22 protein-coding genes are annotated in these 26,139 nt (G+C 64.2%); 10 read left to right on the top strand and 12 right to left on the bottom strand.

The window, feature by feature from the left end; translation table 11 throughout:
• The first annotated feature begins 70 nt into the window (after positions 1 to 70).
• Positions 71 to 2,239: a malate synthase G gene (locus tag ASD99_RS11505; RefSeq protein WP_057143748.1), complete on the top strand. Its 2,169-nt coding sequence runs from the start codon at positions 71 to 73 to the stop codon at positions 2,237 to 2,239.
• Positions 2,240 to 2,312: 73 nt separating this feature from the next.
• Here ASD99_RS11505 and ASD99_RS11500 read toward each other — a convergent pair whose 3' ends face one another.
• On the bottom strand, positions 2,313 to 2,852 hold the full coding sequence (locus ASD99_RS11500) for a J domain-containing protein (protein ID WP_056592569.1): 540 nt from the start codon (positions 2,850 to 2,852) through the stop codon (positions 2,313 to 2,315).
• A gap of 117 nt (positions 2,853 to 2,969) precedes the next feature.
• On the opposite strand from ASD99_RS11500, the gene ASD99_RS11495 reads away from it, so the two are divergent.
• A complete protein-coding gene (locus ASD99_RS11495; RefSeq protein ID WP_056592572.1) occupies positions 2,970 to 3,200 on the top strand; it encodes a hypothetical protein in 231 nt (76 codons plus the stop codon).
• On the opposite strand, the gene ASD99_RS11490 is transcribed toward ASD99_RS11495, so the two are convergent.
• Positions 3,197 to 4,729 carry a YifB family Mg chelatase-like AAA ATPase gene (locus ASD99_RS11490; RefSeq protein ID WP_057143747.1) on the bottom strand — a complete coding sequence of 511 codons (1,533 nt, stop codon included), beginning with the start codon at positions 4,727 to 4,729 and terminating at the stop codon, positions 3,197 to 3,199. The genes ASD99_RS11495 and ASD99_RS11490 overlap by 4 nt on opposite strands.
• Positions 4,730 to 4,912: 183 nt before the next feature.
• Positions 4,913 to 5,857: a glutathione synthase gene (gshB, locus tag ASD99_RS11485; protein WP_056592578.1), complete on the bottom strand. Its 945-nt coding sequence runs from the start codon at positions 5,855 to 5,857 to the stop codon at positions 4,913 to 4,915.
• 371 nt (positions 5,858 to 6,228) lie between these two features.
• Here gshB and ASD99_RS11480 point away from each other — a divergent pair, with 371 nt between their 5' ends.
• The 6 genes from ASD99_RS11480 to ASD99_RS11455 all read left to right on the top strand — a co-directional run bounded on the left by ASD99_RS11480 (position 6,229) and on the right by ASD99_RS11455 (position 12,280).
• Complete coding sequence (locus ASD99_RS11480) at positions 6,229 to 7,578, top strand: putative bifunctional diguanylate cyclase/phosphodiesterase (protein WP_056592581.1); 1,350 nt, start codon at positions 6,229 to 6,231, stop codon at positions 7,576 to 7,578.
• Positions 7,579 to 7,847: 269 nt separating this feature from the next.
• On the top strand, positions 7,848 to 8,615 hold the full coding sequence (locus ASD99_RS11475) for an SDR family NAD(P)-dependent oxidoreductase (RefSeq protein WP_057143746.1): 768 nt from the start codon (positions 7,848 to 7,850) through the stop codon (positions 8,613 to 8,615).
• The gene (locus ASD99_RS11470; RefSeq protein ID WP_057143745.1) at positions 8,612 to 9,571 is read left to right on the top strand and encodes a 2-dehydro-3-deoxygalactonokinase; all 960 of its coding nucleotides are present in this window, start codon (positions 8,612 to 8,614) and stop codon (positions 9,569 to 9,571) included. Before ASD99_RS11475 ends, ASD99_RS11470 begins: the two co-directional genes overlap by 4 nt.
• Positions 9,568 to 10,206, top strand: a complete 639-nt coding sequence (locus ASD99_RS11465) for a 2-dehydro-3-deoxy-6-phosphogalactonate aldolase (protein WP_056592590.1) — start codon at positions 9,568 to 9,570, stop codon at positions 10,204 to 10,206. Before ASD99_RS11470 ends, ASD99_RS11465 begins: the two co-directional genes overlap by 4 nt.
• Entirely contained in the window at positions 10,206 to 11,081 is an 876-nt protein-coding gene (locus tag ASD99_RS11460; protein ID WP_056592593.1) for an SMP-30/gluconolactonase/LRE family protein, read from the top strand. Before ASD99_RS11465 ends, ASD99_RS11460 begins: the two co-directional genes overlap by 1 nt.
• A gap of 125 nt (positions 11,082 to 11,206) precedes the next feature.
• Positions 11,207 to 12,280, top strand: coding sequence for a D-alanine:D-lactate ligase-like protein (locus tag ASD99_RS11455; protein ID WP_057143743.1), 1,074 nt, complete (start codon positions 11,207 to 11,209; stop codon positions 12,278 to 12,280).
• A 36-nt stretch (positions 12,281 to 12,316) separates the two neighbouring features.
• On the opposite strand, the gene ASD99_RS11450 is transcribed toward ASD99_RS11455, so the two are convergent.
• From ASD99_RS11450 to dnaK, 9 genes are all read right to left on the bottom strand, one after another.
• Entirely contained in the window at positions 12,317 to 12,733 is a 417-nt protein-coding gene (locus ASD99_RS11450; protein ID WP_057143742.1) for a GFA family protein, read from the bottom strand.
• Between the two features lie 2 nt (positions 12,734 to 12,735).
• The gene (locus tag ASD99_RS11445) at positions 12,736 to 13,218 is read right to left on the bottom strand and encodes an SRPBCC family protein (RefSeq protein WP_057143740.1); all 483 of its coding nucleotides are present in this window, start codon (positions 13,216 to 13,218) and stop codon (positions 12,736 to 12,738) included.
• Positions 13,215 to 13,535, bottom strand: a complete 321-nt coding sequence (locus ASD99_RS11440; RefSeq protein ID WP_056592605.1) for an ArsR/SmtB family transcription factor — start codon at positions 13,533 to 13,535, stop codon at positions 13,215 to 13,217. The genes ASD99_RS11445 and ASD99_RS11440 overlap by 4 nt, the downstream gene beginning before the upstream one ends.
• Positions 13,536 to 13,842: 307 nt before the next feature.
• Positions 13,843 to 14,130 carry a DUF1330 domain-containing protein gene (locus ASD99_RS11435; RefSeq protein ID WP_057143738.1) on the bottom strand — a complete coding sequence of 96 codons (288 nt, stop codon included), beginning with the start codon at positions 14,128 to 14,130 and terminating at the stop codon, positions 13,843 to 13,845.
• Between the two features lie 27 nt (positions 14,131 to 14,157).
• Positions 14,158 to 14,871 carry an orotidine-5'-phosphate decarboxylase gene (gene pyrF / locus ASD99_RS11430; protein ID WP_056592610.1) on the bottom strand — a complete coding sequence of 238 codons (714 nt, stop codon included), beginning with the start codon at positions 14,869 to 14,871 and terminating at the stop codon, positions 14,158 to 14,160.
• A complete protein-coding gene (locus ASD99_RS11425; protein WP_057143737.1) occupies positions 14,868 to 15,464 on the bottom strand; it encodes an NADPH-dependent FMN reductase in 597 nt (198 codons plus the stop codon). Before ASD99_RS11425 ends, pyrF begins: the two co-directional genes overlap by 4 nt.
• A 166-nt stretch (positions 15,465 to 15,630) precedes the next feature.
• Positions 15,631 to 16,236, bottom strand: coding sequence for a phospholipid N-methyltransferase PmtA (gene pmtA, locus ASD99_RS11420; RefSeq protein WP_057143735.1), 606 nt, complete (start codon positions 16,234 to 16,236; stop codon positions 15,631 to 15,633).
• 168 nt (positions 16,237 to 16,404) lie between these two features.
• On the bottom strand, positions 16,405 to 17,535 hold the full coding sequence (gene dnaJ / locus ASD99_RS11415) for a molecular chaperone DnaJ (RefSeq protein WP_056592621.1): 1,131 nt from the start codon (positions 17,533 to 17,535) through the stop codon (positions 16,405 to 16,407).
• Between the two features lie 212 nt (positions 17,536 to 17,747).
• The gene (gene dnaK, locus ASD99_RS11410; RefSeq protein ID WP_056592624.1) at positions 17,748 to 19,664 is read right to left on the bottom strand and encodes a molecular chaperone DnaK; all 1,917 of its coding nucleotides are present in this window, start codon (positions 19,662 to 19,664) and stop codon (positions 17,748 to 17,750) included.
• A 490-nt stretch (positions 19,665 to 20,154) separates the two neighbouring features.
• On the opposite strand from dnaK, the gene ASD99_RS11405 reads away from it, so the two are divergent.
• Positions 20,155 to 22,116 (top strand): hypothetical protein, encoded by a 1,962-nt coding sequence (locus ASD99_RS11405; protein ID WP_082583251.1) that lies wholly within the window; start codon positions 20,155 to 20,157, stop codon positions 22,114 to 22,116.
• 10 nt (positions 22,117 to 22,126) lie between these two features.
• Positions 22,127 to 25,978 carry a DUF11 domain-containing protein gene (locus tag ASD99_RS11400; RefSeq protein WP_057143732.1) on the top strand — a complete coding sequence of 1,284 codons (3,852 nt, stop codon included), beginning with the start codon at positions 22,127 to 22,129 and terminating at the stop codon, positions 25,976 to 25,978.
• The last annotated feature ends 161 nt before the right edge of the window (positions 25,979 to 26,139 follow it).

Genomic DNA, 26,139 nt, shown 5'->3' with positions numbered 1-26,139 from the left:
CCTAAGCTGAATTGACCCTGCACCCCTGACATGCCAAAGGCCCGCAAAGCCTTTCATCTGGAGTAGCCTGATGACCGATCGCATCGAGATCGCCGGATTGCGGATTGCCCGCGAGCTGCATGAGTTCGTGGCCAGGGAAGCGCTGCCGGGCACGGGCATCGAAGCCGACGCCTTCTGGAACGGTTTTTCGGCCATCGTCCATGACCTGGCGCCGAAGAACCGGGCGATGCTGGCAAGGCGCGACGTCATCCAGGAACAGATAGACGGCTGGTACCGCGACCATGGCGCACCCGTCGACATGGAGGCCTACAAGGGCTTCCTGAAAGAGATCGGCTATATCGTTCCGGAAGGGCCGGCCTTCAGCGTGTCGACGGGCAATGTCGACCCGGAAATCGCAATCGTTGCCGGACCGCAACTGGTCGTGCCGGTGATGAATGCCCGCTATGCGCTCAATGCCGCCAATGCGCGCTGGGGCTCGCTCTACGACGCGCTCTATGGCACCGACGCCATTCCCGAAACGGATGGCGCGGAGAAGGGCAAGGCCTTCAACCCGGCGCGCGGCGCCAAGGTCGTTGCCTGGACGAAGACCTTTCTCGATGAGGCTGCCCCGCTCACCTCGGGCAAATGGGCTGGTGTCAACGGTTTGTCGCTGGCGCAAGGCGGGTTGCGGCTGAGTGCCGGTGCCGGCTCGACCACGCTGGCCGAACCGAAGCAATTCGTCGGCTACCGTGGCGATGCCGCCAATCCCGATGCGGTGCTGCTTGTGCGCAACGGCCTGCACATCGAGATCGTGATCGACCGCAACAACCAGGTCGGCCGCACCGATCCGGCGGGGATCGCCGATGTCATCCTGGAATCGGCGCTGACCACCATCCAGGACTGCGAGGATTCGATCGCGGCGGTGGATGCGCAAGACAAGGTCGTCGTCTACCGCAACTGGCTTGGCCTGATGAAGGGCGACCTGACGGAAGAAATCACCAAGGGCGGCAAGAGTTTCGTCCGCAAGCTCAACCCCGACCGCGCCTACACCGCGCCCGCCGGCGGCACGCTGACCCTACCCGGCCGCTCGCTGATGCTGGTCAGGAATGTCGGCCACCTGATGACCAACCCGGCGATCCTTGACCGCGACGGCAACGAGGTGCCGGAAGGCATCTTGGATGCGGCTATGACGGCGCTGATCGCGCTGCACGATGTTGGGCCGAACGGCCGCCGCGCCAATTCCCGCGCCGGCTCTATGTATGTCGTGAAACCCAAGATGCACGGGCCCGAGGAAGTCGCCTTCGCCGTCGAGATATTCGACCGTGTCGAGGCCCTGCTCGGCATGGCCAGGAACACCATCAAGATGGGCATAATGGATGAGGAGCGGCGCACCACCGTCAATCTCAAGGAAGCAATCCGCGCGGCGAAGGAGCGTGTCGTATTCATCAACACCGGCTTCCTCGACCGCACCGGCGACGAGATCCACACCTCGATGGAAGCCGGTCCGATGATCCGCAAGGGCGACATGAAGCAGGCCGCCTGGATTTCCGCCTACGAGGCGTGGAATGTCGACACAGGACTGGAATGCGGGCTGGCCGGCCACGCCCAGATCGGCAAGGGCATGTGGGCGATGCCAGATCTGATGGCGGCGATGCTGGTCGAGAAGGTCGCCCATCCCAAGGCCGGCGCCAACACCGCCTGGGTGCCATCGCCGACGGCGGCGACGCTGCATGCCACGCACTACCACAAGATCGATGTCCACGCGGTGCAGGCAGCGCTGAAGAACCGGCCCAAGGCGAAGCTCGACGACATTCTGTCGGTGCCTGTCGCCGTGCGGCCGAACTGGTCGCCCGAGGACATCCAGAAGGAACTCGACAACAACGCGCAAGGCATTCTCGGCTACGTCGTGCGCTGGATCGACCAGGGCGTCGGCTGCTCGAAAGTGCCAGACATCAACGATGTCGGCCTGATGGAAGACCGCGCCACGCTGCGCATCTCGTCGCAGCACATCGCCAACTGGCTGCACCACGGCGTGTGCAGCAAGGACCAGGTGATGGCGACGATGAAGCGCATGGCCGGCATCGTCGACCGCCAGAACGAGGGCGACCCGCTCTACCGGCCGATGACGGTCGACTTCGACAAGTCGATCGCCTTCCTCGCCGCCTGCGACCTGGTCTTCAAGGGCCGCGTTCAGCCCAACGGTTACACCGAGCCGGTGCTGCACGCGCGGCGGCTGGAGCTGAAGGCGCAGCAGGGCTGAAGAGGTACGCGGCCCGCCCCTGCCGCGAATGGGGGGCGGGTCTTCGAACTGGCTTCCGGCCAGAGAAAAGGCGTTAGGGAGCCGTATGGTCCAGGAGCCGGATGGAGGGATCGCGCCGGTGCTCGGAGTTGACGCGATCGACGCCTTCCACCGTGATCGCTATCGTTCCGTTTTCTATCCTCGCGATCCATCCCTTCGCTTTCATGTACCAGAGATGAAACTCGAGATGCTCTCGCGGGCAGCCTGACAGGCGTTCGAGCTCTACATCTCCGATCCCCGGATCGGTGACGTCGTGGCGGCGCTTCGCGTAAAGCAGCGACAGCAGTTTGGCCTGGATCACAGCATCCCGCTCGATGCCTTTGGCGTTGCTGGCCTCCTCGGTCAACTCGCGGCGAAGGCCGGCATGGTCTCTATACGCGATGTCGTATTGAGCGCGCTTGACGGGATCCTTGAGCGTATTGTGGGCTTCCACGATTTCGCTGAAGCGGGCTTCATCCCCAGTGTGCTGATTGTCTGGATGATAGCGCATCGCAAAATAGCGAAATATGCGCTCCAGCGTTTCCGAGTTGGCGTTCGGGCTAACTTCCAAAACTTCGTAGTAGTCAATGAACATATCGGTACACCCTCAACCGCAATCATATTCGTATTGTCTAAATAAGGAATATCCAATGCAGCAGCCAAGATTTTAGTCCGGCACCGATGCGACACGTTCTGGGGTGAAGACGAAGAAATGGCCGACGTCCGTTCGGTGGGGCCGTTGGGTGGGGAGGACGCCGGCCAAGCGGACAATCAGATCCGCCGCATTGCAGAGATGTTCGATTCGTTGGGTGGCGGTTATGGCGTGATCGCGGAAGGCAACGTTGCGGAGCCGGCTTGTCGCGCGATCGCCTGCTGCCAGATTTCGCCCGCGGACCAAAAACCACAACCCGTAAGCACGGCCATTGGCAGGCAAGTGACCTAAGCCGCTTGCGCCACCCGCTCCGAACTCATCCGATAAGAGATCGCTTCGGCCAGATGGATGCGGCCGACGGTTTCGCTGGCGTCGAGATCGGCCAGCGTGCGCGCCACTTTCAGCACGCGGTGGTAGGCGCGCGCGGAAAAGGCGAGCTTCTCGCTGGCGTCCTTGAGCAGCGACAGGCCGGCGGCGTCAGGCATGGCTATCTCCTCGATGACTGAGGGCGCGCAATGCGCGTTGGTGGTGGCCCGGGTAGCGCCGAGCCGTTCGAACCGCTCGCGCTGGATGGTGCGGGCGCGCGCCACGCGCAGCGCCACATCGGCACTTTTCTCCGCCCGGTCGGGCCGGATCAGGTCGCTGGCCGACACCGCCGGCACCTCAATCCGAAGATCGATGCGGTCGAGCAGCGGGCCTGATATCCGCGCCTGGTAGTCGGTGCGGCAGCGCTCGCCGCGCAGGCAGCGATAGCCCGGTTCGCCGGCCATGCCGCAGCGGCACGGATTCATCGCCGCCACCAGCTGGATGCGCGCTGGATAGGTGACGCGATGGTTGGCCCGCGCGATCATGCAGTCGCCTGTCTCGAGCGGCTGGCGCAGCGCATCGAGCGTCTGCGGCGTGAACTCCGGAAATTCGTCGAGGAACAGCACGCCGTGATGCGCCAGCGACACTTCACCCGGCCGCGCGCGGATGCCACCGCCGACCATCGCCGCCATCGAGGCCGAGTGGTGCGGCGCGCGGAACGGCCGCCGGTCGGTCAGCTTGCCCTCCCCGAGCTCTCCCGCCACCGAGGCGATCATCGAGACTTCGAGCAATTCCTTCGGCGCGAGCGGCGGCAGGATCGACGGCAGCCGCTGCGCCAACATCGACTTTCCCGATCCGGGCGGGCCGATCATCAGCAAATTGTGCCCACCGGCTGCCGCCACTTCCAGCGCCCGCTTGGCGGTCTCCTGGCCCTTGATGTCGGCGAGGTCGGGCAGGTCGCGCGCCGCGGCGTGGATTCCGGCCTCCGGCCGCGACAGCACCTGCGTACCGCGAAAATGGTTGGCGATGGCGATCAGGCTGCGCGGCGCCAGAATGTCGAATTCCCGCCCGGCCCAGGCAGCTTCCGGCCCGCAGGCGAACGGGCAGATCAGGCCCTTGCCCTCGGCATTGGCGCCGATCGCCGCCGGCAAGGCGCCAGCGACCGCGGCAATCGTGCCGTCGAGCGACAACTCGCCAAGCACGACATAGCCGGCCAGCATGTCGCCAGGAATGGCGCCCAATGCGGCCATCAGGCCAAGCGCGATCGGCAAATCGTAGTGGCTGCCTTCCTTGGGCAGGTCGGCGGGTGCCAGATTGACCGTGACCTTCTTCGACGGCATCGACAGGCCGGAAGCATGAAGTGCTGCCTGCACCCGCTCGCGGCTTTCGGCCACTGCCTTGTCGGCGAGGCCCACGATGTGCATGTTGACCTTGCCGGGCGCGATCATCACCTGCACATCGACCGGCACGGCCTCGATACCCTGGAAAGCGACCGTGCGAACCCGCGCCACCATCGTGCAACCCCAATTTAGGCTGGCCCCAGCCCGTGCGATCAGGCCAGGAACGGCCCCTCGGGGAGACAATCACAATTCCTTGGTCAAATCAAGAACATTACAGGAACATGTGAGCGCGCAGGTTGCAGCCGAATTGAGCCCGGTTGCAAAACCGGAACATGGTTAAGACAAAGTAAAAACGGACTACGTCCGCCGCTTGTCCTCGACCGCATCCCAGAACAGGCTGGCGATGTCGGCGCCGCCGAAGCGCTTGACCTCGCGCACGCCGGTCGGCGAGGTCACGTTGATCTCGGTCATGTAGTCGCCGATGACGTCGATGCCGACGAGGATGAAGCCGCGCTCTTTCAGCGACGGCCCGATGCGGGCACAGATCTCGCGCTCGCGTTCCGTCAGCTCGGTTTTCTCGGCGCGGCCGCCGACATGCATGTTGGAGCGGGAATCATGCTCGGCCGGCACCCGGTTGATGGCGCCGACCGGTTCGCCGTCGATCAGGATGATGCGCTTGTCGCCCTTGCGAACGTCCTTCAGATAGCGCTGCACGATATAGGGCTCGCGGAACATCTGGCCGAACATTTCGAGCAGGGAGGCAAGGTTGCGGTCGGCCTCGTGCAGATGGAAGATACCGGCGCCGCCATTGCCGTAGAGCGGCTTGACGATGATGTCGCCGAACTCCTTGCGGAAGGCGGCAACTTCGAGCGGATCCTTGGTGATCAGCGTGTCCGGCATCAGGTCGGAAAACTCGGTGACGAAGATCTTTTCCGGGCTGTTGCGCACCCAGGCGGGGTCGTTGACCACCAACGTCCCGGGATGGATGCGCTCCAGAATGTGCGTGGTGGTGATGTAGTTCATGTCGAAGGGCGGATCCTGGCGCAGCAGGACGACGTCCATCTCCGACAGATCGGTACGCACCTCCTCGCCCAGCGAATAATGGCTGCCCTTCTCGTCGCGCACCTGCATTTCCTCGATGCGGGCAAACACCTTGCCGTCGCGCAACGACAGCCGGTCTGGCGTGTAGTGGAACAGCTTATGGCCGCGCCGCTGCGCTTCCAGCGACAGCGCGAACGAGGTGTCGCCGGCGATCGACACGGTGGAGATGTGGTCCATCTGGACGGCGATTTTAAGCTTCATGGCGGGTCTCCGGCGGCTCGGATGGGCGACTGTCTTGCCTGTACAGGCTCACTGCCCGTCTGCCAATCGCGACATTTGAAGATTGGCATCAGCAAGTCGCAAAGCTGAGCTGGCCTCCAATCTTGCCGACCAACCAACTGCCGTCGCTGGCCTGCGCGGATCGCATTCACAAAAGGGTGCTGCGCCCGAACCCTCTCGTGTCCGGTCGGATGGCTGAAGATGTGCATGAAAAAAAGCTTCGACGCGCACCGCGGCGACCTTCCCGAAGGTGACGCATTTTACCCGCGAATAATCGATTTGGGGATACGTTTCCTAAAGGGTTTGCTGCCAGTCTCGGAAATAAATTCCGACGTCACAAAACAGGGACACCGATGCAAACTTCGTTTGGCACCGGTCAGGCAAACAGGGAGAGCACGGATCTGGCATTCACAGATCCGTTGACCGGGCTTGGCAACCATCGCCGCTTCTTCGACAAGGTCGATCGCTTGATCAGCGACCGTGCCGACGATCCCGCACCCTTTACCGTCGGCATTCTCGATCTCGACGGCTTCAAGCCGATCAACGATTTGTTCGGCCACAAGGCCGGTGACGATATCCTGATACAGGTCGCCATGCGGCTGCGCGCCTCAATGGACGGCCACTCAACGGTCTGCCGCATCGGCGCCGACGAATTCGCCTTTCTCTATCCCCTGGTGTTCAGCGAGGATGCAGCGGCCGAAAGGTCCCGCATGCTGATCGAGATCCTGTCGGCGCCCTATGATGTCGGCGAACGCACAGCCAGGCTTTCGGCCTCGGTGGGCTGCTCGCTGTTCTATTCCGGCGACGAGACCACTGAGATCCTCATCAACAAGGCAGAGACGGCGCTTTATCACGCCAAGCGTTCCGGCCGTGGCCGCGTCGTCGTCTACACCCGCGAGATGGAAGAGGCGGCCAAGCGCGTCACCCGCATCGAACAGGCGCTGCGCCGGGCCGTTTCGGCCGGCGAGGTGGAGCCGCATTTCCAGCCCATCGTCGACCTCAACACGCGCCGCACCATCGGCTTCGAGACGCTGGCGCGCTGGACCGATCGCGACCTGGGCTCCGTGCCGCCAACGGTCTTCATTCCCATTGCCGAGGAGCGCGGCATCATCGGCCCGCTGTCGCAGCTGGTGCTGCGCAAGGCGACAGAGGCGGCCAGAAGCTGGCCGAAGGACCTGTTCCTTTCGTTCAACCTGTCGCCCTCGCAGCTCGTCGACCAGAACACTGGGCTGCACATACTGGCGATCCTCGACCGCACCGGATTCGATCCGCGCCGGCTGGAGATCGAGATCACCGAGACCGGCCTGATGAACGACCCGGCCTCGGCCGCGCAGATCGTCGAGGATCTGCGCCGCGTCGGCATCCGCGTCTCGCTCGACGATTTCGGCACTGGCCAGTCCTCGCTCGGCCGTCTGCGCGAATTCCATTTCGACAAGCTCAAGATCGACCGCGCCTTCGTCTCCTCCATTCTCGATGACAGGCCGTCCGAACACATCATCCGCGCCATTCTCGCCATGTGCGAAGGGCTCGGCATGGACGTCGTCGCCGAAGGCATCGAGCAGGAAGCGCAGGCCGACCGCCTCGTCCAGTTCGGCTGCGCCGGCGGACAGGGCTATCTGTTCGGCAAACCGGTCGATGCCGCCGCTACGCTCGGCTATCTCCGCGATTCCTTCCGCGGCGCCCTGCGCGCCAAGGCGATCTGACCGGCGATCCCCCGCGGCCCGCAATCCCGACAGTGCGGTTGTGCGCATCCGGTGCGGCGCATTGTCGTTTTGTCTGACATAAGCCCAGAAATCCGGCGGTTCGCCCTTGCCCGCGCGCCTTGCGTGGCTAGGATGCGCGCCGGTCACGACTACAGCGCCGCGCGTCCTCTTGGACGCGCAAAGGACGCTGTAGCAATTTACATTTTGCGCATGATCCCTTTCCGAAAATCGATCCGATTTTCGGGGTCATGCGCTGGGAGACAAGAACGATGATGCCATCGGCGCATTTTGCCGACCTCGAAGGAGCCTCGGTGCTGATCACCGGCGGCGGCTCCGGAATTGGCGCGGCACTGACCGAGGGTTTTGTGCGCCAGGGCGCCAATGTCGCCTTCATCGACATCGCCGACGGCCCAAGCACGATACTCGCCGACCGCGTCGAGAACGAGTTCGGCAAGCGGCCGCTCTATCTCAAGACCGATCTGCGCGACATCGAGGCCCTGCGGGCGTCCGCCGCGAAGGCCGCCGAGGCGCATGGCGATGTCACCGTGCTGGTCAACAATGCCGCGTGGGACGAACGCCACGCCGTCGAAGACGTGACGGTCGAATTCTGGGACAACAACCAGGCCATTAATCTGCGGCCGCATTTCTTCACCGCGCAAGCGGTGGCGCCGGGCATGAAGCGGGCTGGCGGCGGCTCGATCATCAACTTCACCTCGACATCCTACTTGATCAACCACCCCGACATGCCGTCCTACACGGCCGCCAAGGCCGGCATCCTGGGTCTGACCAAGGGGCTGGCCGGCAAGCTCGGCGTCGATGGTATCCGCGTCAACGCCATTGCGCCCGGATGGGTGATCACAGAGCGGCAGAAGGAGCTCTGGGTGACCGAAGAGGCGCTTGCCGCCCATGTCGCCAAGCAGTGCATCAAGCAGGTAATGCAGCCGGACGACATCGTCGGCACCGTGCTGTTCCTCGCCTCGGACGCCTCGCGCATGCTGACGGCGCAGATGCTGATCGTCGATGGAGGTTTCTTGTGAGCCCAGGGTTTGCCGGCAACGCGCCGGCGGTAGCCGCAGTCGACTGGGGCACGACCCGCATGCGCGTCTGGCTGATCGATGGGCAAGGCAAGGTGCTTGCCGAACGCCGCGGCGATGATGGCTTGATCACCGCGCAGCAGAAAGGCTTTTCGACACTTCTCGAGGGGCATCTGGCGGCGATGGGAGCACCGGAGGCGCTGCCCGTCATCATCTGCGGCATGGCCGGCTCTCGTCAGGGCTGGCTGGAAGCGCCCTATGTCACCGTGCCGGCGCCGATCGATGCCATCCTGGCGGGTGCCGCCAGCGTGCCCGGCCAGAGCCGTGACATCCGCATCGTTCCGGGTCTTGCCCAGCGGCTGACTGACGCGCCCGACGTCATGCGCGGCGAGGAAACCCAGCTTGCCGGCGCCGGCCTGCCGGCCAAGGGACGCCAACTGGTCTGCATGCCCGGCACCCATTCGAAATGGGTGCAGGTCGAGGACGGCGCCGTTGCCGGCTTCGGCACCTGGCCGACCGGCGAGCTGTTCTCGGTGCTTGCCGCGCATTCGATCCTGCGCCATTTGCTCGGCGAACATCCCAAGCCCGTCACATCGGACAATCCGTTCTTCCACCGCTGGTGCGAAACCGCATTGGGCGAAGGCGGCGATGTCACCTCGCGGCTGTTTTCCATCCGCGCCGCCGGCCTGCTGCAGGACCTGAAAGCCGACGATGCCGCAGCCTGCCTGTCCGGCCTTTTGATCGGCGCCGAGATCGCCTCTGCCAGCCGCCGCCACGGCGCCGGAGCGGAACCCGTGGTGCTGGTTGCCTCCGGCGCGCTGGCCGCGCTCTACCAGGCCGCCCTTGGTCTTGCCGGGCTTGAGGTCCGGAATGTCGACGCCGACGAGGCGGTGCGCGCCGGTCTCGTCGAGGCGGCGCGCGAGAACGGCATGATCGCCAGAATTGGAGCAACCCGATGAGCCAGACCGCACCTTTCCCCAAGCTCAAGCGCGGGCTGGTCGCCATCCTGCGCGGCCTCAAGCCGACTGAGGCGATCGCCATAGGCCAGGCACTGTTCGACGCCGGCATCGAGGCGATCGAAGTGCCGCTGAACTCACCGGAGCCGTTTTCGTCAATCGCTGGGATCGTCGAAGTGCTTCCGAAAACCGCTTTGGTTGGCGCTGGCACGGTGCTGACACCAGCCGATGTCGATGGCCTGCACAAGGCAGGCGGGCGGTTGCTGGTCAGCCCCAACATCGATGCCGAGGTGATGGCGCGCGCCATGCACTACGGCATGGTGACCATGCCCGGCGTGTTCACGCCGACCGAGGCTTTCCTGGCGATCAAGCTCGGCGCCTCGGCCCTGAAATTCTTCCCGGCGAGCGTGCTGGGTGCCGGCGGCATTTCCGCGATGCGCGCGGTCTTGCCGGCGCAGACATTGGTCGGCGCCGTCGGCGGCGTCTCTGAAAAAGACTTTGCCGGCTACAAGGCGGCGGGCGTGACGGCCTTCGGACTTGGCTCCAGCCTGTTCAAACCGGGCATGAGCGTCGACGACGTGGCGGCCCGCGCGCACGCCGCGGTCACGGCCTGGGACGCGGTGTTCGGGGAAGCATGATGAGCGAGGTTTCGGTTTTCTCCGATTACATCTGCCAGCTCGGCGAAGGGCCGAGCTACGATCCCGCCACCGATGCGCTATTCTGGTTCGACATCGTCAACGGCCTTTTGTTGGAGCAGGGCGTCGCCTCCGGTTCGCTGAAGATCCACGACCTCGGCCAGATGGCCAGCGCCATCGCCGTCATCGACGACAAGCGCCAGCTGATCGCCACCGAGACCGGCCTGCACGTACGCGACGCGGCGACAGGCAAGCTGACACTGCACACACCTGTTGAAGCCGACAATGCGCTCACGCGTTCCAACGATTCGCGCGTCCATCCCTGCGGCGCATTCTGGGTCGGCACGATGGCCAAGGACGAGAGCAAGGGCGCGGGCTCGATCTACTGGTTCTTCAAGGGCGAGCTTCGCCGTCTGTTTTCCGACATCACCGTCTCCAATTCGATCTGTTTTTCTGAAGACGGCGCACTCGCCTACTACACCGACACCGCGACCGGCCTGTTGATGCGCGTCGCCTGCGACCCGGCTACCGGCCTGCCTGCGGGCGAGCCGAAGGTGTTCGTCGATCACCGCTCGTCCAAGGGCTATGTCGACGGCTCGGTCGTCGACCGCGACGGCGTGCTGTGGAACGCCGTCTGGGGCGGCAAGGTGGTCAAGGCCTATTCGCCTGAAGGCGCGCTGCTGCGCGAAATCCCGATACCGGTGACGCAGCCGTCCTGCCCGGCCTTTGTCGGCCGGAAAGCCGATCGTCTGGCCGTCACTTCCGCCTGGAAGGGCAAGGACGAAAAGCAGCGCCAGATCGATCCGCAGGCGGGCATGACCTTCCTGCTCGACATCCCCGTCAACGGCCGCTTCGAACCGCGCGTGCTGATCGCCTGATTGAACTGTGGCCGCCCGTCGGCGATGCGTTGTCACGCATCCGTCCGACCCGGTCGGTTTCGCGGGAGCCGATTGCCTTCACCGTGCGATGGTAGGCAATCGTACCGCCGGGAATCGTTCACCTCATGCCGAGCCGCAGGCCAAGACTGATCCTCGTTTATGAGCCGGAGAAGGCTTGCTTCGACCGTCTGGTCGCCGACGGTCATGCACCGGAGCGCGCTGCCGAAATCGCATCCTATCTGGCGCAGTCGACGGACCTCGCTCTCGAATTCGGGGCGCTTGGCCGGGCCTGCCAGGCACGCGGCCTGTCTTTCACGCCGGTGGCGCTCGACGGCGCCGCGAGCGTGCTCGCCGGCGAGCATCCCAGCACAACGCTGGTCTGGACGCTGACCGACGGCATCGCCTATTTCCGCGGCGGCGCGGCGCCCGCCTTGGCGCGACTGGGCGGCTTCAAGACGATCGGCGCCGACGATGCGCTGTTCGCGCTCTGCCAGGACAAGTTCCGTTCCGGCGCCGTGCTTGGCGCGCTCGGCCTACCGGTGCCGCAGGCCGGTCTTGCACGCGACGGCAAGTGGCTGGTCGATCCGCCGGCCTCTGCGGCCGGCTGGTTCGTCAAGCCCAACCGGCTCGGCGCCAAGATCGGCATCTGGCCGGATTCGCATGTGGCCGACCTCAGCCACGCGCTGGAGCTCAGCCGGCGCGTTTTTGCCGCCTATCGCGATGATGTCGTCGTCCAGCCCTATGTCGCCGGCCGCAACGTGCGCGGCAGTTTTCTCGGCCTGGTGCCTGGCGCCGGGGTCGAAGCGCTTGGCGTGGCCTTTGTCGATTCAGGCGCCGATTTCCAGACCATGGCGGACAGCCTGGCGCTCTATGGCGACACTGGCGAGGCAGCGAAAGCGGCGGGACACTACGCCGAACCGGAACTCGTCGCGGTTGCCGACAGCCAGCCGGCCGCCGACGCCAGGATTCGTGCCATCGCCGAGCGGCTGATGAGCCGGCTCGGCCTGCGCGATGTGTTTTCCATCGATCTCAGGGTCGAGGCCGACGACACTGTCCATCTCATCGAGTTCGAGGTTTGCCCCGGCCTGCCCTGCTTCGATTTCCGCGCCTACTGCCGCCAGCAATGGGGTCTCGATCTGGCCGATGCCATGGCCGAAACCGCGGCCAGCCGGCTGATCGGCCACGCGTGTCGCGTTTAATGGCGCCACGGCAGATCGCAGACCGACCAGCAGGCCTTATCCCCGAGGCATTCGCTCGAACGCCTGCAAGGACGGATCCATCTTGTCCCAGGCATGAGCGCGGATGGTATAGGTGACCGCCTGCGGATTGAACTGGTCCGGGTCGTCAAGGCTGGTGGCGTTGATCGCTATGAACTCCGGCATGGCGACGAATGTCAGGTAGACCGGCGTCCCGCAGGTCGGGCAGAAGGCGTGGATCTTTTCATTGCCGCTGGCGCCCGCCGCCCGCCAAGTGCTCGCCTCGCCGGTGATCGCCATATCGGCGCGCCGGCCGAAGGTCATATAGGATCCATGGCCCGTGCCTGAGCGCTTCTGGCAATCGACGCATTGGCAGTGGTTCTGGAAGATGGGCTCGCCGCTGGTTTCATAGCGGATCGCGCCGCATGCACAGCCGCCGGTATAGCGCTTGGTCATTGTCATGCTCCCGCTGCGATCAGGGCTGATTTCGGTTTGGCGAACAGGTCGATGCCGCTTCCGGTTTCCAGGAAGGATTTCATGCTCGACAGCACGGCCGGCCAACCCTGGCTGACGCCCTTCGCCATGCCGCTGCCGGCCTCGAGTTCGTCATGGCTGACGGTCAGCCGCACCATGGTGTCGTATTCCTCGATGGCGAACGTCACGCGGCTGGTTTTCGACGGATCGTCCGCCTGCGAAGCGTTGGCCCAGGTGATGACGAGGCGGGTCGGCGGCGAGATCTCGACGACCTTGCCGACGAGTTCGACGGTCCGTTCGTCATTAGCGCGGATGTGCTCCCATTTCGATCCCGCCTTCCAGTCGGAGACGTTCTCGTGGCCCCAGTAGCGCCTTGCGACATCAGGCTTGATGATGGCCTCGAACACCTTCTGCGGCGTCGAGCGGATATAGGTCACGTAGACAAAGCTGGTCGTCTCTCTGGTCATTGGTCCTCTCCTTCGAGTTCTTGCTTGAGGTCGTGCAGCAGGCTGAGCCGCTGCCGTTCGAATTTCCGCACCCAGCGCTCGTAGACTTCGTGCAGCGGTACGGGGTTGATGAAATGTAGCTTTTCGCGGCCGCGCTTGACCGTGCTCACCAGATTGGCCGCCTCCAGCAGGTCGAGGTGCTGGGTGGCGGATTGCCTGGCCATGTCCAGGTTTTCGCAAAGCTGGCCGAGCGTCTGCCCGTTCTGCTCACACAGAAGGTCAAGCAGCCTTCTGCGTGTCGGGTCGCCCAGCGCTTTGAAAACCTTGTCGGCGTCCATCGATCTCGCTCGTTTGTAAGATCGCAATATGCAGGTAAATACCTGCATGTCAAGCAGCAGTCAGCCCGGCGTCGCAATGGCTCAAAGCGAAGGCTGTTCGGACAGTCGGTCGTTCGACAAGCCGCGCGTCGGCAACGCTCCGCGGGCTGGCGCCTGCTACTTGGCAGGTCGCCACGGAGGCGCGGGGCGAAGATACGGGAAGTCTACCTGCGGGGGCTTCGCTTGAAGCGCCGCCAGGTTCTCTCCGGTCTTGAGCGTCGTATCCGGTGAAGACCGGATGCCACTTTTCGGAATGGTTCGGTGGGCCTCAGGTGCCCTCGACCAGGACGATCTCGCCATCGGCGACCTTCTGGCGGATGGCGACGGCGCGCTGGTATTCAGGCGAGTGGTAGCAATCGTGTGCGGCAGCGAGCGATTCGAACTCGATGATGACATTGCGTGCGCGGCCGGGCCCTTCGGCCTTTTCATGTTCGCCGCCGCGCGCCAGGAATTTCGCGCCGAAGCGCTCGAAGGCAGGCTTGGCAGCGGCGACATAGTCCTTGTAGCCTTCGGCATCGCGCACATCGACGCGAGCGATCCAGTATCCCTTGGGCATGTCTTGTCTCCGAAGTCGTTTTTTGGATTATGCCGAGCGCATTTCGTCAAGGATGGCTTCTGCCGCTTCTCGTTTGTTGGCCGCAGCAATGATCGGGCGGCCGACGACGAGGTGGCTAGAGCCGTTGCGGATTGCCTGGCCCGGCGTCACCACGCGCTTCTGGTCGCCATGGTCGCTGCCCGTGGGACGGATGCCCGGCGTCACCACCGCCATGTCGGGGCCGACGATGCGGCGCACCGCTTCGGCCTCCGCGGCCGAGCAGACGATGCCGCCCATGCCGGCATGCAGTGCCTGTTCGGAGCGCCTGAGCACCAGCGTATGCGGGTCGTACTCATAGCCGACATCGATCATGTCCTGCTCGTCCATCGAGGTCAGCACGCTGACGGCAAGCAGGCAAAGGTTGCTGCCGCGTGCTGCTTCCACCGCGGCCGCCATCGCCTTGGGATAGGCGTGGATGGTCAGCATGGTCATGCCCATCCTGACGATGTTCTCGACGCCCTTGGCCACGGTGTGGTCGATGTCGAGCAGCTTCATGTCGAGGAAGACCTTGGTGCCGCCGCTGGCCAGTTCGCGGGCGAAATCGAGCCCGCCGGCGAAGGCAAGCTGGTAGCCGATCTTGTAGAAGGAGACGACGCCGTCGAGTTCGCGCACCGCCTGCTCGGCTTCCTTCACGGTCGGCACGTCGAGGCCGACGATCAGTCTTTCCTGCATGGATTGGGCCTGCAAGGTGCCGGCAATCATGTCGCGATCCGGGTGGACAGCATGCGCGAGGTTTCGATCAGCGTGCGGCATAGGTGCTCCATCGATTTGTGCAGTCTTTCGTCACGGAAATGGCCGTCCTCGTCGAAGGCCTCGCCGCCCTCGGGCACCGAGCATTCCGGCGTCACCACCTCCATCTGGCAGCGTACCAGCACGGCGCGCAGATGGTTGATGCAACGGATGCCGGCAAAGTGCCCGTTGGAGGATGAGCAGAGGCCGGCGACCTTGCCGGCAAGCGGCCTGACCGGCCGGCCGGCATCCCTGCGCACACGGCTTACCCAGTCGATCGTGTTCTTGAGCAGCGGCGGTATGGAGCCGTTGTATTCCGGCGTGGCGATCAGCAACCCGTCATGGGTGATCACCAGACGGCCGAGTCTCTGGGCGTTTTCGGGAACACGTTGTTCCTTTTCCAGATCCTCGTCCATGATCGGCAAGGGATAGTCCGCGAGCGAGATGCGGGTCACCTCGGCGCCTTGCATCGCAAGTTCCTTCTGCGCCACGTCGGCGGTCCTGCCGCTATAGGCGCCGCTGCGCACCGAGCCGGCGAAGACGAGGATTTTCGGGATCACTGCCATTGGCCACCCTTGTTCCCGGACAGGTACAGCCAAGGCCCGCTCAAATCAACGCCAACTTCGTCATCCCTGAGCGAAGCCAGGATCCTCGGGTCTGCGCCGCGTCGCTACGCTCCTTGCTCCGCCCGTGGATGACGAAGTGATAGGCGAACAGCCCCGCGCCGAGGAACTAATGGGCCTCGCGGCGATAGATCCACAGCTGCGTCGGCGGGATGTTGCGGAAGATGAAATCGAAATGCTTGACCGTGTAGTCGCCGCGGCCGGCCGGGATCGGAGACATCGGGCCATAGGTCAGCTGCACGATCGGCCGTCCGGCCGGGATGCGGTCGAGCAGGCTCTCGATATAGGCGATGCGCTGGGCGACCGGAAAGTTAAGCAGCGGCACGCCGGAAACGACGGAATCGAAGATCATCCCGCTCTTGTCGCCAAGCGTGGCGTTGAGATTGAAGGCGTCGCCCTCGATGACGTTGACGCCGGGATAGAGCCGCCGCAGGTGACGGACGAAATCCGCGGAATATTCGACCGCGTAGAGGTTTTCGGGCCGCACGCCCTGGGCGAGGATGGCGCGGGTGATGACGCCGGTGCCGGGACCGACCTCGAGCACCGGCAGGCCGGATTTCGGATTGACGATCGAAGCCATCTTGCGGGCGGTGATCGAACTGGTCGGCACGATCGAGCCGACGGTCTTCGGCTTGTCGATCCAGCCCTTGAAGAATTTGAGTTCGTCGTCGAACTTTTCGACAAGCGCCTTTCGCAGTCCAGGGCCACGTGTCATGCAAGTTCTCCTCAGCGCTCCCCGCAAGTTACTTAACACCTGAGCGGTGCAAGGCAAGGCGCGGCCGGACACATGTCGTGGATAAGATAACTTTCGTCGCGTCTCAAGGGGTTGCCCGGGTCACGGATTTTCGCGCTGCAGGCCGGTTCCGCTGCCGGGCGACTTGCATCAACGCTCGCCGAAGGATTCGAAGAAATCCTTCATGCGGGCGAAAAAGCCGCTCGATTGGGGCGAATTGTCCTGCGAGGAGAGCTGTTCGAACTCCTCCAGCAGTTCGCGCTGGCGGCGGGTCAGGTTCTGCGGCGTCTCGACCGCGGTCTGGATGTAGAGGTCGCCGACATTGGGCTGACGCAGCACCGGCATGCCCTTGCCCTTGAGGCGGAACTGGCGGCCGTTCTGGGTGCCTTCCGGCACCTTGACCTTGGTCTGGGTGCCGTCCAGCGTCGTCACCTCGAAGGAGCCGCCAAGGGCCGCCGTCGTCATCGAGATCGGCACCTTGCAATAGAGGTCGGCGCCATCGCGCTGGAAGAACTCGTGCGGCTTCACCGCCAGGAAAATATAGAGGTCGCCCGATGGCCCGCCGCGCAGGCCGGCCTCGCCTTCATTGGCAAGGCGGATGCGGGTGCCGTCCTCGATGCCGGCCGGGATGTTGACCGACAGCGAACGCTCCTCGGTGACGCGGCCCTGGCCGGCGCATTTCGGGCAGGGGTCCTTGATGGTCTGGCCACGCCCCTGGCACTGCGGACAGGTCCGCTCGATCGAGAAGAAGCCTTGCGTGGCGCGCACCTTGCCGTGGCCGTTGCACATCGAGCAGGTGACGGGCTGGGTGCCGGGCTTGGCGCCGCTGCCCGAACATTCCGAACAGGAGATCGACGCCGGCACGCGGATCTGCGCGGTCTTACCGGCAAAGGCCTCTTCCAGCGTGATTTCCATGTTATAGCGCAGGTCAGCGCCGCGCTCGCGGCCGCCCGACGAGCGGCGCTGGCGCCCGCCCATCATGTCGCCGAAAATGTCCTCGAAGATGTCGGCGAAGCCGCCGGCGCCAAAGCCTTGCGCGCCGCCATTCATGCCGCCCTGCTCGAAGGCCGCGTGGCCGAAGCGGTCATAGGCCGCACGCTTCTGCGGGTCCTTCAGCGTCTCGTAGGCTTCGTTGATTTCCTTGAACTTGTGCTCGCAGGAATGATCGCCGGGGTTGCGGTCGGGGTGGAACTGCATGGCGAGCTTGCGGAAAGCGCTCTTGAGCTCCCTCTCATCGGCGCCCTTTTGCACGCCCAGCGTCTCGTAGAAATCAGCTTTCATTTTTTCCCGCTGTCCGGATGCTCAACGTCTTGAAGCATTGTTGCGTCGTTTGCCGGCATTGCCGTTCCGATTTAGGTGCGATGGAAGCGGGATGCCAGTGTCGACGCCGGTTTGCCTGCATTTTTTCAGCAAGGCCCGCTGTTTTTCTGCAAGGGGTTGCAAAAAAGCCCGGCCTTCGCCGGGCTTTTCGCTCTATCTTGCCGTCAAGCGGTTCAGGCCGACTTCTTCTTGTCGTCGTCTTCGTCGATTTCCTCGAAATCGGCATCGACCACATCGCTGTCCTTGGCGGCGTCCGCCTTGGCATCGGCTTCCGCCGCTTCCTTCTGCGAAGCCTCGTACATGGCCTGGCCAAGCTTCATCGAAGCCTCGGCGAGCGCCTGGCTCTTGGCCTCGATGTCGGCCGCGTCATCGCCTTCGGTCGCGGTCTTCAGCGCCGTGATTGCATCGGCAATTGCCGTGCGGTCGCCTTCCGAAACCTTCTCGCCATATTCCTTCAGCGACTTCTCCGAGGAATGCAGCAGCGCTTCGGCCTGATTGCGGGCTTCGACCAGCGCGCGGCGCTTCTTGTCGGTCTCGGCATTGGCCTCGGCGTCCTTGACCATCTTCTCGATGTCGGCGTCCGAAAGACCACCCGATGCCTGGATGCGGATCTGGTGTTCCTTGCCGGTGCCCTTGTCCTTGGCCGAGACGTTGACGATGCCGTTGGCGTCGATGTCGAAGGTGACCTCGATCTGAGGCACGCCGCGCGGCGCCGGCGGGATGCCGACCAGGTCGAACTGGCCAAGCGCCTTGTTGTCGGCGGCCATTTCGCGCTCACCCTGGAAGACCCGGATGGTCACGGCCGATTGACTGTCCTCGGCCGTCGAGAACACCTGGCTCTTCTTGGTCGGGATCGTCGTGTTGCGTTCGATCAGGCGCGTGAACACGCCACCCAGCGTCTCGATGCCGAGCGACAGCGGCGTCACGTCGAGCAACAGCACGTCCTTGACGTCGCCCTGCAGCACGCCGGCCTGGATGGCGGCGCCGAGAGCGACGACCTCATCCGGATTGACGCCCTTGTGCGGCTCCTTGCCGAAGAACTGCTTCACGATCTCCTGGATCTTGGGCATGCGGGTCATGCCGCCGACCAGAACGACTTCGTCGATCTCGCCGGCCTTCAGGCCGGCATCCTTGAGCGCCGCCTTGCAAGGGGCAATCGTGCGCTGGACCAGGTCGTCAACCAGTTGCTCAAACTTGGCGCGCGTCAGCTTCAGCGTCAGGTGCTTCGGCCCGGTCGCGTCGGCGGTGATGAAGGGCAGGTTGATTTCGGTCTGGGTGGTCGACGACAGCTCGATCTTGGCCTTTTCAGCCGCCTCCTTGAGGCGCTGCAGGGCAAGCTTGTCGTTCTTCAGGTCGATGCCCTGTTCCTTCTTGAACTCGGCCGCCAGGTACTCGACCAGGCGCATGTCGAAATCCTCGCCGCCGAGGAAGGTGTCGCCGTTGGTCGACTTCACCTCGAACACGCCGTCGCCGATTTCAAGCACCGAAATGTCGAACGTGCCGCCGCCAAGGTCATAGACGGCGATGGTCTTGCCTTCTTTCTTGTCGAGGCCATAGGCAAGCGCCGCGGCAGTCGGCTCGTTGATGATGCGCAGCACTTCCAGGCCGGCGATCTTGCCGGCGTCCTTGGTTGCCTGGCGCTGGGCGTCGTTGAAATAGGCCGGCACGGTGATGACCGCCTTCTCGACCTTCTCGCCGAGATAGGCTTCCGCCGTCTCCTTCATCTTCTGCAGGATCATGGCCGAAATCTGCGAGGGCGACTGCTTCCTGCCGCCGGCTTCGACCCAGGCATCGCCATTGTCGCCCTTGACGATCTTGTAGGGGACAAGCTTCTTGTCCTTCTCCGTCACCGGATCGTCATACCGGCGGCCGATCAGGCGCTTGACCGCGAAGATGGTGTTTTCAGGATTGGTGACCGCCTGGCGCTTGGCCGGCTGGCCGACCAGACGTTCGTCATCGCCTGAGATGGCGACGATGGAAGGCGTCGTGCGTGCGCCTTCCGCATTCTCAATTACCTTCGGCTCCTTGCCATCCATGATGGCGATACAGGAGTTGGTGGTGCCGAGATCGATACCGATTACTTTTGCCATTTTTCTAGTCTCTCCGCTAAGCAGGCTCTCAGGACCCGTACAGGCATTCCGACGAAAGCCCCTGTTCACAAGAAATCCCGTTCCGGCAACCGGCATTCCGGCACCGAACGGCTTGGCGCGTATATAAGAACAGGCGGCATCGCGCGCAAGCATTCTGCGCAAGGCTTCCATGAACCTTTCCACCTCCGCCCGCGACTGATGTCCAGGTGCCGCATGGTGCGGCCCGGAAAGGAAGCCCCCCATGACCAATAACCCAGAGACTCCGCGGTCTCCGGGAACAACAGGAGCTCGGCGCGACCACCGCCTTCGGGACGGGGTCGATGCGCTGGGCTTTCCGCTGATTCCGTTGACCCTGCGTAAGAGCAGGCGTATCGTGACAACGAGGGAAGCAGACAATTCGATCAGGGAAGAACGAGCCGGAATACCGCGCCTTGCCCTGATTTGCGCGGCCAGACCGGACGTTTCTCCCGTCGACTACGGGGGGAGTGTCATGTCTCGCATCCGCGGCTCGTTCGTGTCGTCTCTTGACGGTCGTTTGCGTCGTGCCGCGCATGCAGGCGGCGCATTGCTGGCGCTGGCGCTAGCCGCCGGCCTGTGGCCGGGTGGCGCCGCGCAGGCGCAGGAAACCCAGATCATCTATCCCGGCTCGATGGCGGTGACCGGATTTTCCGGCACCATCATTCCCAATTTCGACGAGGGCCTGCCGCCCGGCGTCGATCCGGTCGACGAAACCTTCATCGACCCCACGCGCGCCACCTTGCGCGTGTTCGACGTTTCGCATCTGGGCGGACCAGCCTCCGGCCAACTCGTCAACACGCCGCCGCCTTTCGAGGTGACGGCGGAGCAGATCGGCCAGGTGTTCGGCGTCACCTATGATGACGGCGTGCGCGATGGCGTCCCCTCCGGCATTCCCAATCTCTATGCCGGCGCCACCTCGCTGCACGGCATCCGCATCGTCACGCCGGACGCCGACGATGACGGTCGCCCCGAGCGGCAGCGTCGCGGCGCGGCCGGCGCCACCTTCATGGATGGCCAGTTCGGCACCGAAAACGGTGGCGGGCCGGGCACCATCTGGAAGATCGACGGCTTCACCGGCCAGGTCTCCAAATTCGCCGACATCGACACCAACAGCGGTCCCGGCATCGGCAATCTCACCTTCGATCCTAGCCACCGCCAGTTCTTTGCTTCCGACCTCGACACCGGCCTGATCCATCGCATCGATGCCGACGGCAGGTTGATCGACAGCTTCGACCATGGCGTCGCCGGCCGGCCCGCGCATGGCCTCGCTCCTGTCGCCGACGACGGGTCGATCATGGACATACAGGGCGCGGCCTTCGACAGCGAAGACCCCGACAGCTGGGGCTACACGCAGGACGAGCGTCGCATCTGGGCCGTCTCCTATCATGGCGGCCGGCTCTACTACTCGGTCGGCGAAAAGTCGGAAATCTGGTCGGTGGGCATCGCCCGCGACGGCACCTTTGCCGGCGACCCGCGCTGGGAACTGACGGTCAAGGCCGACAAGGACTACGCCGTCACCGACATCGCCTTCGACAACAGCGGTTTCATGTACCTGGCCCAGCGCGGCCCGGTCGAGAACCGCTACGATTACAGTCAGTTCGCCGATTCCGGCAAGGGAGAGGTCATCCGCTACTGGCGCGAGAACCCGGACGATCCGGCAACCGAATCGGTCTGGGTGGAAATGCCGCAGGAATATGCGGTCGGCTTCCCGCCAGGTTTCAGGCAGTCGGCCGGCGGTCTCGACCTGCAATATGGCTATGACGGCGACGGCAATCTCGACAACTCGGTCTGCACGCAGACGCTGGTGAACACCGGCGACAAGCTGCGCGACAATCCGGCTCTCCCCGAACGGCTCGCCGCCGGCGGGCCGCTCGCCGTGCATGGCGTGCAGATCACGCCGAAAGAGCTGGTCAAGCCGGCCAACGCGCCGCCCTTCGGCTCCTGGTTCGTCGATTTCGACGGCTATTTTGAAGACCCGGAGGTCGAGGGCCATGTCGGCGACGTTGCCGTCTGGCATCCTTGCGAGGGCCGCGCCGGCTATTATGAAGAAATCCCGGGCGGCTACCTGCCCCCCTTCTACCCGCCGGACTTCCCACCGCCCGGCAATCTGCCTCCGTGCATCGATGTCGAGGATGTCCAGTATTACTGCACGCCTCGCGGCCTCCAGGCCGATCTCTATCTCCATGACCATGCCGGCTTCGGCGGCGATTCGATCAAGGCCCAGTCCAGGACGCCAGGCGTCGGGGTGACATCATCCCAGTCGCATGCGCCCGGCAAGCCTTACACGGTCGACATCACCGGCCACTATCCGGGCGACACAGTCGATGTCGGGCTCTGCTTCTACAGGAAGTCCGACAAGGACAAGGGTGGCTACTACCCTTGCTGCAAGATGACTTTGCCGCTCAGAACCCCAGCCGTCAGCTGCGAACGTTGAGGAGGGGAAGATGAAAAATCTCGCACTCTCCCCGCTCGCGACGAACGCTCAAACAACCGTCATGGAGACGATCATGAAACCCCTGTCATACGCCAGGCGCGGCGCGCGCTGGCTGATGGCGGCCGGTATCGCGGTCGCCATGCTGACCCCGGTGCAAGGCTTTGCGGAAGACTCTGCCCCAATCACCCCGGAGCTGAAGCTCGACCTCGACAGTTCGCGCGTCATCACTCCGAGGCCCGACCGGGTCGTACCCTTCTTCACCAAGACAGGCACTCAACGAGGCTGTGACTACGTCGTCTATTCGCTCAGCTTCGGCCTGCGCGGCGACCCGCAAGGCTTTGCCGACCCGAGCCTCGTGGCCAGGCTGAAAAAACTTCAACTCGACTTCAAGGACCAGCTTCCGCATGGCCTTGCGATCGTCAATGTCAACGTGTCCGGCGACGGCACGGATGCGTCCGGCGGACCATTGCCGGGCGCAACGATCAGCACCTCCGCCGATCCTAACGATACGGCTGTTGTTTCCGATTTCCGGATTTCCCCCAGCGATATCGACGGCGTCGGCGCTGCCAACGAGCGCGTCATCACCTTCAAGATCACCGCCAAGATCGACCATGCGGCGTTTCCCGCGCCGACGGTCGTCGACAACCAGGGCATGATCAAGGTGACGGCCGGATCGGGCACGGGGACCATCATCCCGTCGCAGGATCCGAGCAAGCCCGACGACGGCGACTTCAAGACCGGCGTGAAGACCTCGATCAAGATCGACGTCACCAAGTGCAACCCGCCACCGCCACCTCCCGGCAAGGAATGCTTCAAGGTGGAACGCGGCACGGTCGACTGCGTGCCCGGCGGCGGCGCCTTCATCTACCACATGCCGGTCGGCCCGGAGATGGGCGGCAAATGGATGCAGGTGTCGACGACCACGCCCGGCATCACCATCATCCCCGACAGCCAACTGGTGCCGGCGGGCGGCGGTGTCCTCAACTGGAAGATCGTTGGCGCATCGCCCGGCGACGTCATCCACCTCATCGTCACCGGCATCGAGACCTATGCCGGTCCGAAGGAAGGCTGGGGCCTGTGCTGCACGCAGACAATCGACATCGTCATCCCGCGTGACCTCAGGTGCCCACCCAAGGACAAGGAACCGGACCTCAAGGTCGAGAAACGCGCCAACGTGACGCGTTGCACGATGGGCGGCGGCTGCGACTTCACCATCAGGGTCACCAATGTCGGCACCGGCGCCTACCACGGCACGATCGTGCTCGACGAGGTGACTCTGCCGGCCGGCTCGACGCTTGATTCAGGGCCCAATCCGCCCTGGGTCTGCGTACCCGGCACCACCCCGATGGCGTGCACCTATCCGGTGACCACGCTCAATCCGGGGGCCTCCGTCGATCTCAAGCTCGGCTTCAAGCCGGCCGGAGGCTGGCAAGGCACCGTGCTGCGCAACTGCGCCACCTACAACTATGGGGCCAGCGGCAAGCCGCTGTTCGGCAGCCAGTCGAACGATCGCGGCTGTGCTGCGATCCCGATCTGCCGGCGTGGCGACCGTGACCGCGACTGTCGGCCGCTGGTCGAAAAGAAGGTCGACCTGATCCTGAAGAAGCGTGCCCGTATCCCGGTCTGCACGGCCGACGGCATCTGCTATTTCGTGATCGACATCATCAACAACGGCACATCAACCTATAACGGGCCGCTGACGGTGATCGACAGCTATCCGGGCGGCGCGCCGTCCTCCTCGACCTTTGGCCCGAGCCCGCCCTGGACATGCGGACCGAACGGCCCCGGCCAGTTCCGCTGCGACAATGCGGGGATCTCGCTGCCCGCGGGCGCCTCGACCCCGATCGTCGTCAAGGCGGTTATGCCGGCCGGCTATCAGTCTGACGCGGTGGAGAACTGCGCCGCGGTGAAGCCCATCCCCGGTGAGGTCGACCTCACCAACAACAAGGCCTGCGCCAAGGAACGCTTCCGTCATCCCAATGGCGGCAAGCCGACCCTGCGCATCACCAAGGTGTGCAACGGCTCGCTCGCCGGTGCCGGGGTCGTATCTTGCCGCATCACCGTCATCAGCCTTGGCAACGCTGCCCCCACCGGTCCGGTGCGGGTCAACGATGCCGCCACGCTGGTGGCCGGCGGCGCGCCCGTCCAGATCCAGACCGTCACCCCTGACGGCGCGGAATGGGCGTGCGGACCGGTTCCGGCCAATGCGCTGTCGTGCCAGATTCCCGGTGCCGTGATGACACCTGGAACCAGCCGCCACTTCGACGTGACGGTCTCGGCGAATGGCGCGTTCGAGAACTGCGCGCGCGGTTCGTATGGTCCGGCCCCGGGCGACGACATCGTCTATCCGATCGGCCAGGCCTGCGCCAAGGGCGGCGGTACCTCGACCATCCGTGTTGAGAAGACCGGCGACCGCGAATGCAAGCTCGGCCAACCCTGCTCGTTCGAGATCACCATCACCAATGACGGGACGACCCCCTTCTCGGGTCCAGTCCGTATCGGTGATGCGATCGGCGTTGAGGGTCTAGGCAGGCTGGAAGGCGTTGAAATCACGTCGATCGATCCGCCCTTCGGCTGCTCGCCGGAACCGGCAACCTTGCCGCTGTCCTGCATTGCCAACCTGACGCTCGGCGCAGGCGAAAGCCAGGTGCATCATGTCACCGTGGTCATTCCCGACGACGGCCGCCTGGCCAATCTGCAGGGCAACGTCAGCGGCCAGAACTGCGTCGGCGTCCTGTCTCCCGACACGCGGGTGCAAGGCGGTGGCGACGTGCTTGGCGGCGACCAGACCAATGTGCAGGGCGATCGCGGCAAGGCCTATGCCTGCCATCCCTTCACCATCAGCCAGGAGACGAAGAAGGAATGCTCGGCAGGCTTCGTCATGAACGACGCCGGCCGCTGCGTCTGCCCGGAAGGCACAACCTTCCGCAACGGCCAGTGCACCGGCGGTGGCACCAACGTTCTGCCGCTGCCACCACCATCGCGCTGCGTGCTGCTCGAAGGCCAGATCCGCACCGAGGACGGACGCTGCGTCTGCCCACGCGGAACCGGGCTTGAGAACGGCAAATGCGTCAGGACCGACAGGCCCGATCAGTGCACCATCCGTGGCCAGGTCCACAATTCGGATGGCGATTGCGTCTGCCCCAAGGGTACGGAAGTCAGGGACAGTGCCTGCCGTCCGATCCGGCCGAAGCCCGAGCAATGCACGATCCGAGGCCAGGTCCACAATTCGGACGGCGATTGTGTCTGCCCGAGGGGGACCGAGGTGCGCAATGGCGCCTGCCGCCCGATCCGGCCGAAGCCCGAGCAATGCACGATCCGTGGCCAGGTCCACAATTCGGACGGCGATTGTGTCTGCCCGAGAGGGACCGAGGTGCGCAATGGCGCCTGCCGCCCGATCCAGCCAAAGCCGGAGCAGTGCACCATCCGTGGCCAGGTCCATGACGCCAACGGCGATTGTGTCTGCCCGAGGGGTACCGAGGTGCAGGGCAATGCCTGCCGGCGCAAGCAGCCAACGCAGGAGCAGTGCGACATACCCGGCCAGGTCCACAACAAGCGCGGCGAATGTGTCTGTCCGCGTGGGACGCAGGTGATCAACGGCGCATGCCGCAAGCCCAGGCAGGAGGTGGAATGCGCACCGGGCTCACAGATGATCAATGGCCAATGCCAGCCGATCATCAGGCGGCGCTGCCCTGAAGGCACGATCGGGCGGTATCCGAACTGCCGGCCGGTCGGCGGGCAACCGTCTTTGGAGCTCAACCCGGGCCTGCTGCTGCAGCAGGTACTGCCACGGCGCAGGCCGCAGGTCGAACAGCAGCAGGATCCGGTTCCAAACAGAATCCTGAACCTCCAGCAGCAATAACCATCTGCTCGACGCCAGACAGAAACCCGCCCCAGAAACCCGCCGGAGCAATCCGGCGGGTTTTCAGACTGCTGACAAACCCCGTCGATTTTCGGCGGGGTTTTTTGTTATGTGATTGAAGTGTCTTGGACAGTTTGTGTCAGGAGATTTTGGCAGGAGGC

It is taken from the genome of Mesorhizobium sp. Root695 (assembly GCF_001428185.1).
Classification (GTDB): Bacteria; Pseudomonadota; Alphaproteobacteria; order Rhizobiales; family Rhizobiaceae; genus Mesorhizobium.
This window is presented reverse-complemented; position numbering and strand designations above follow the sequence as displayed.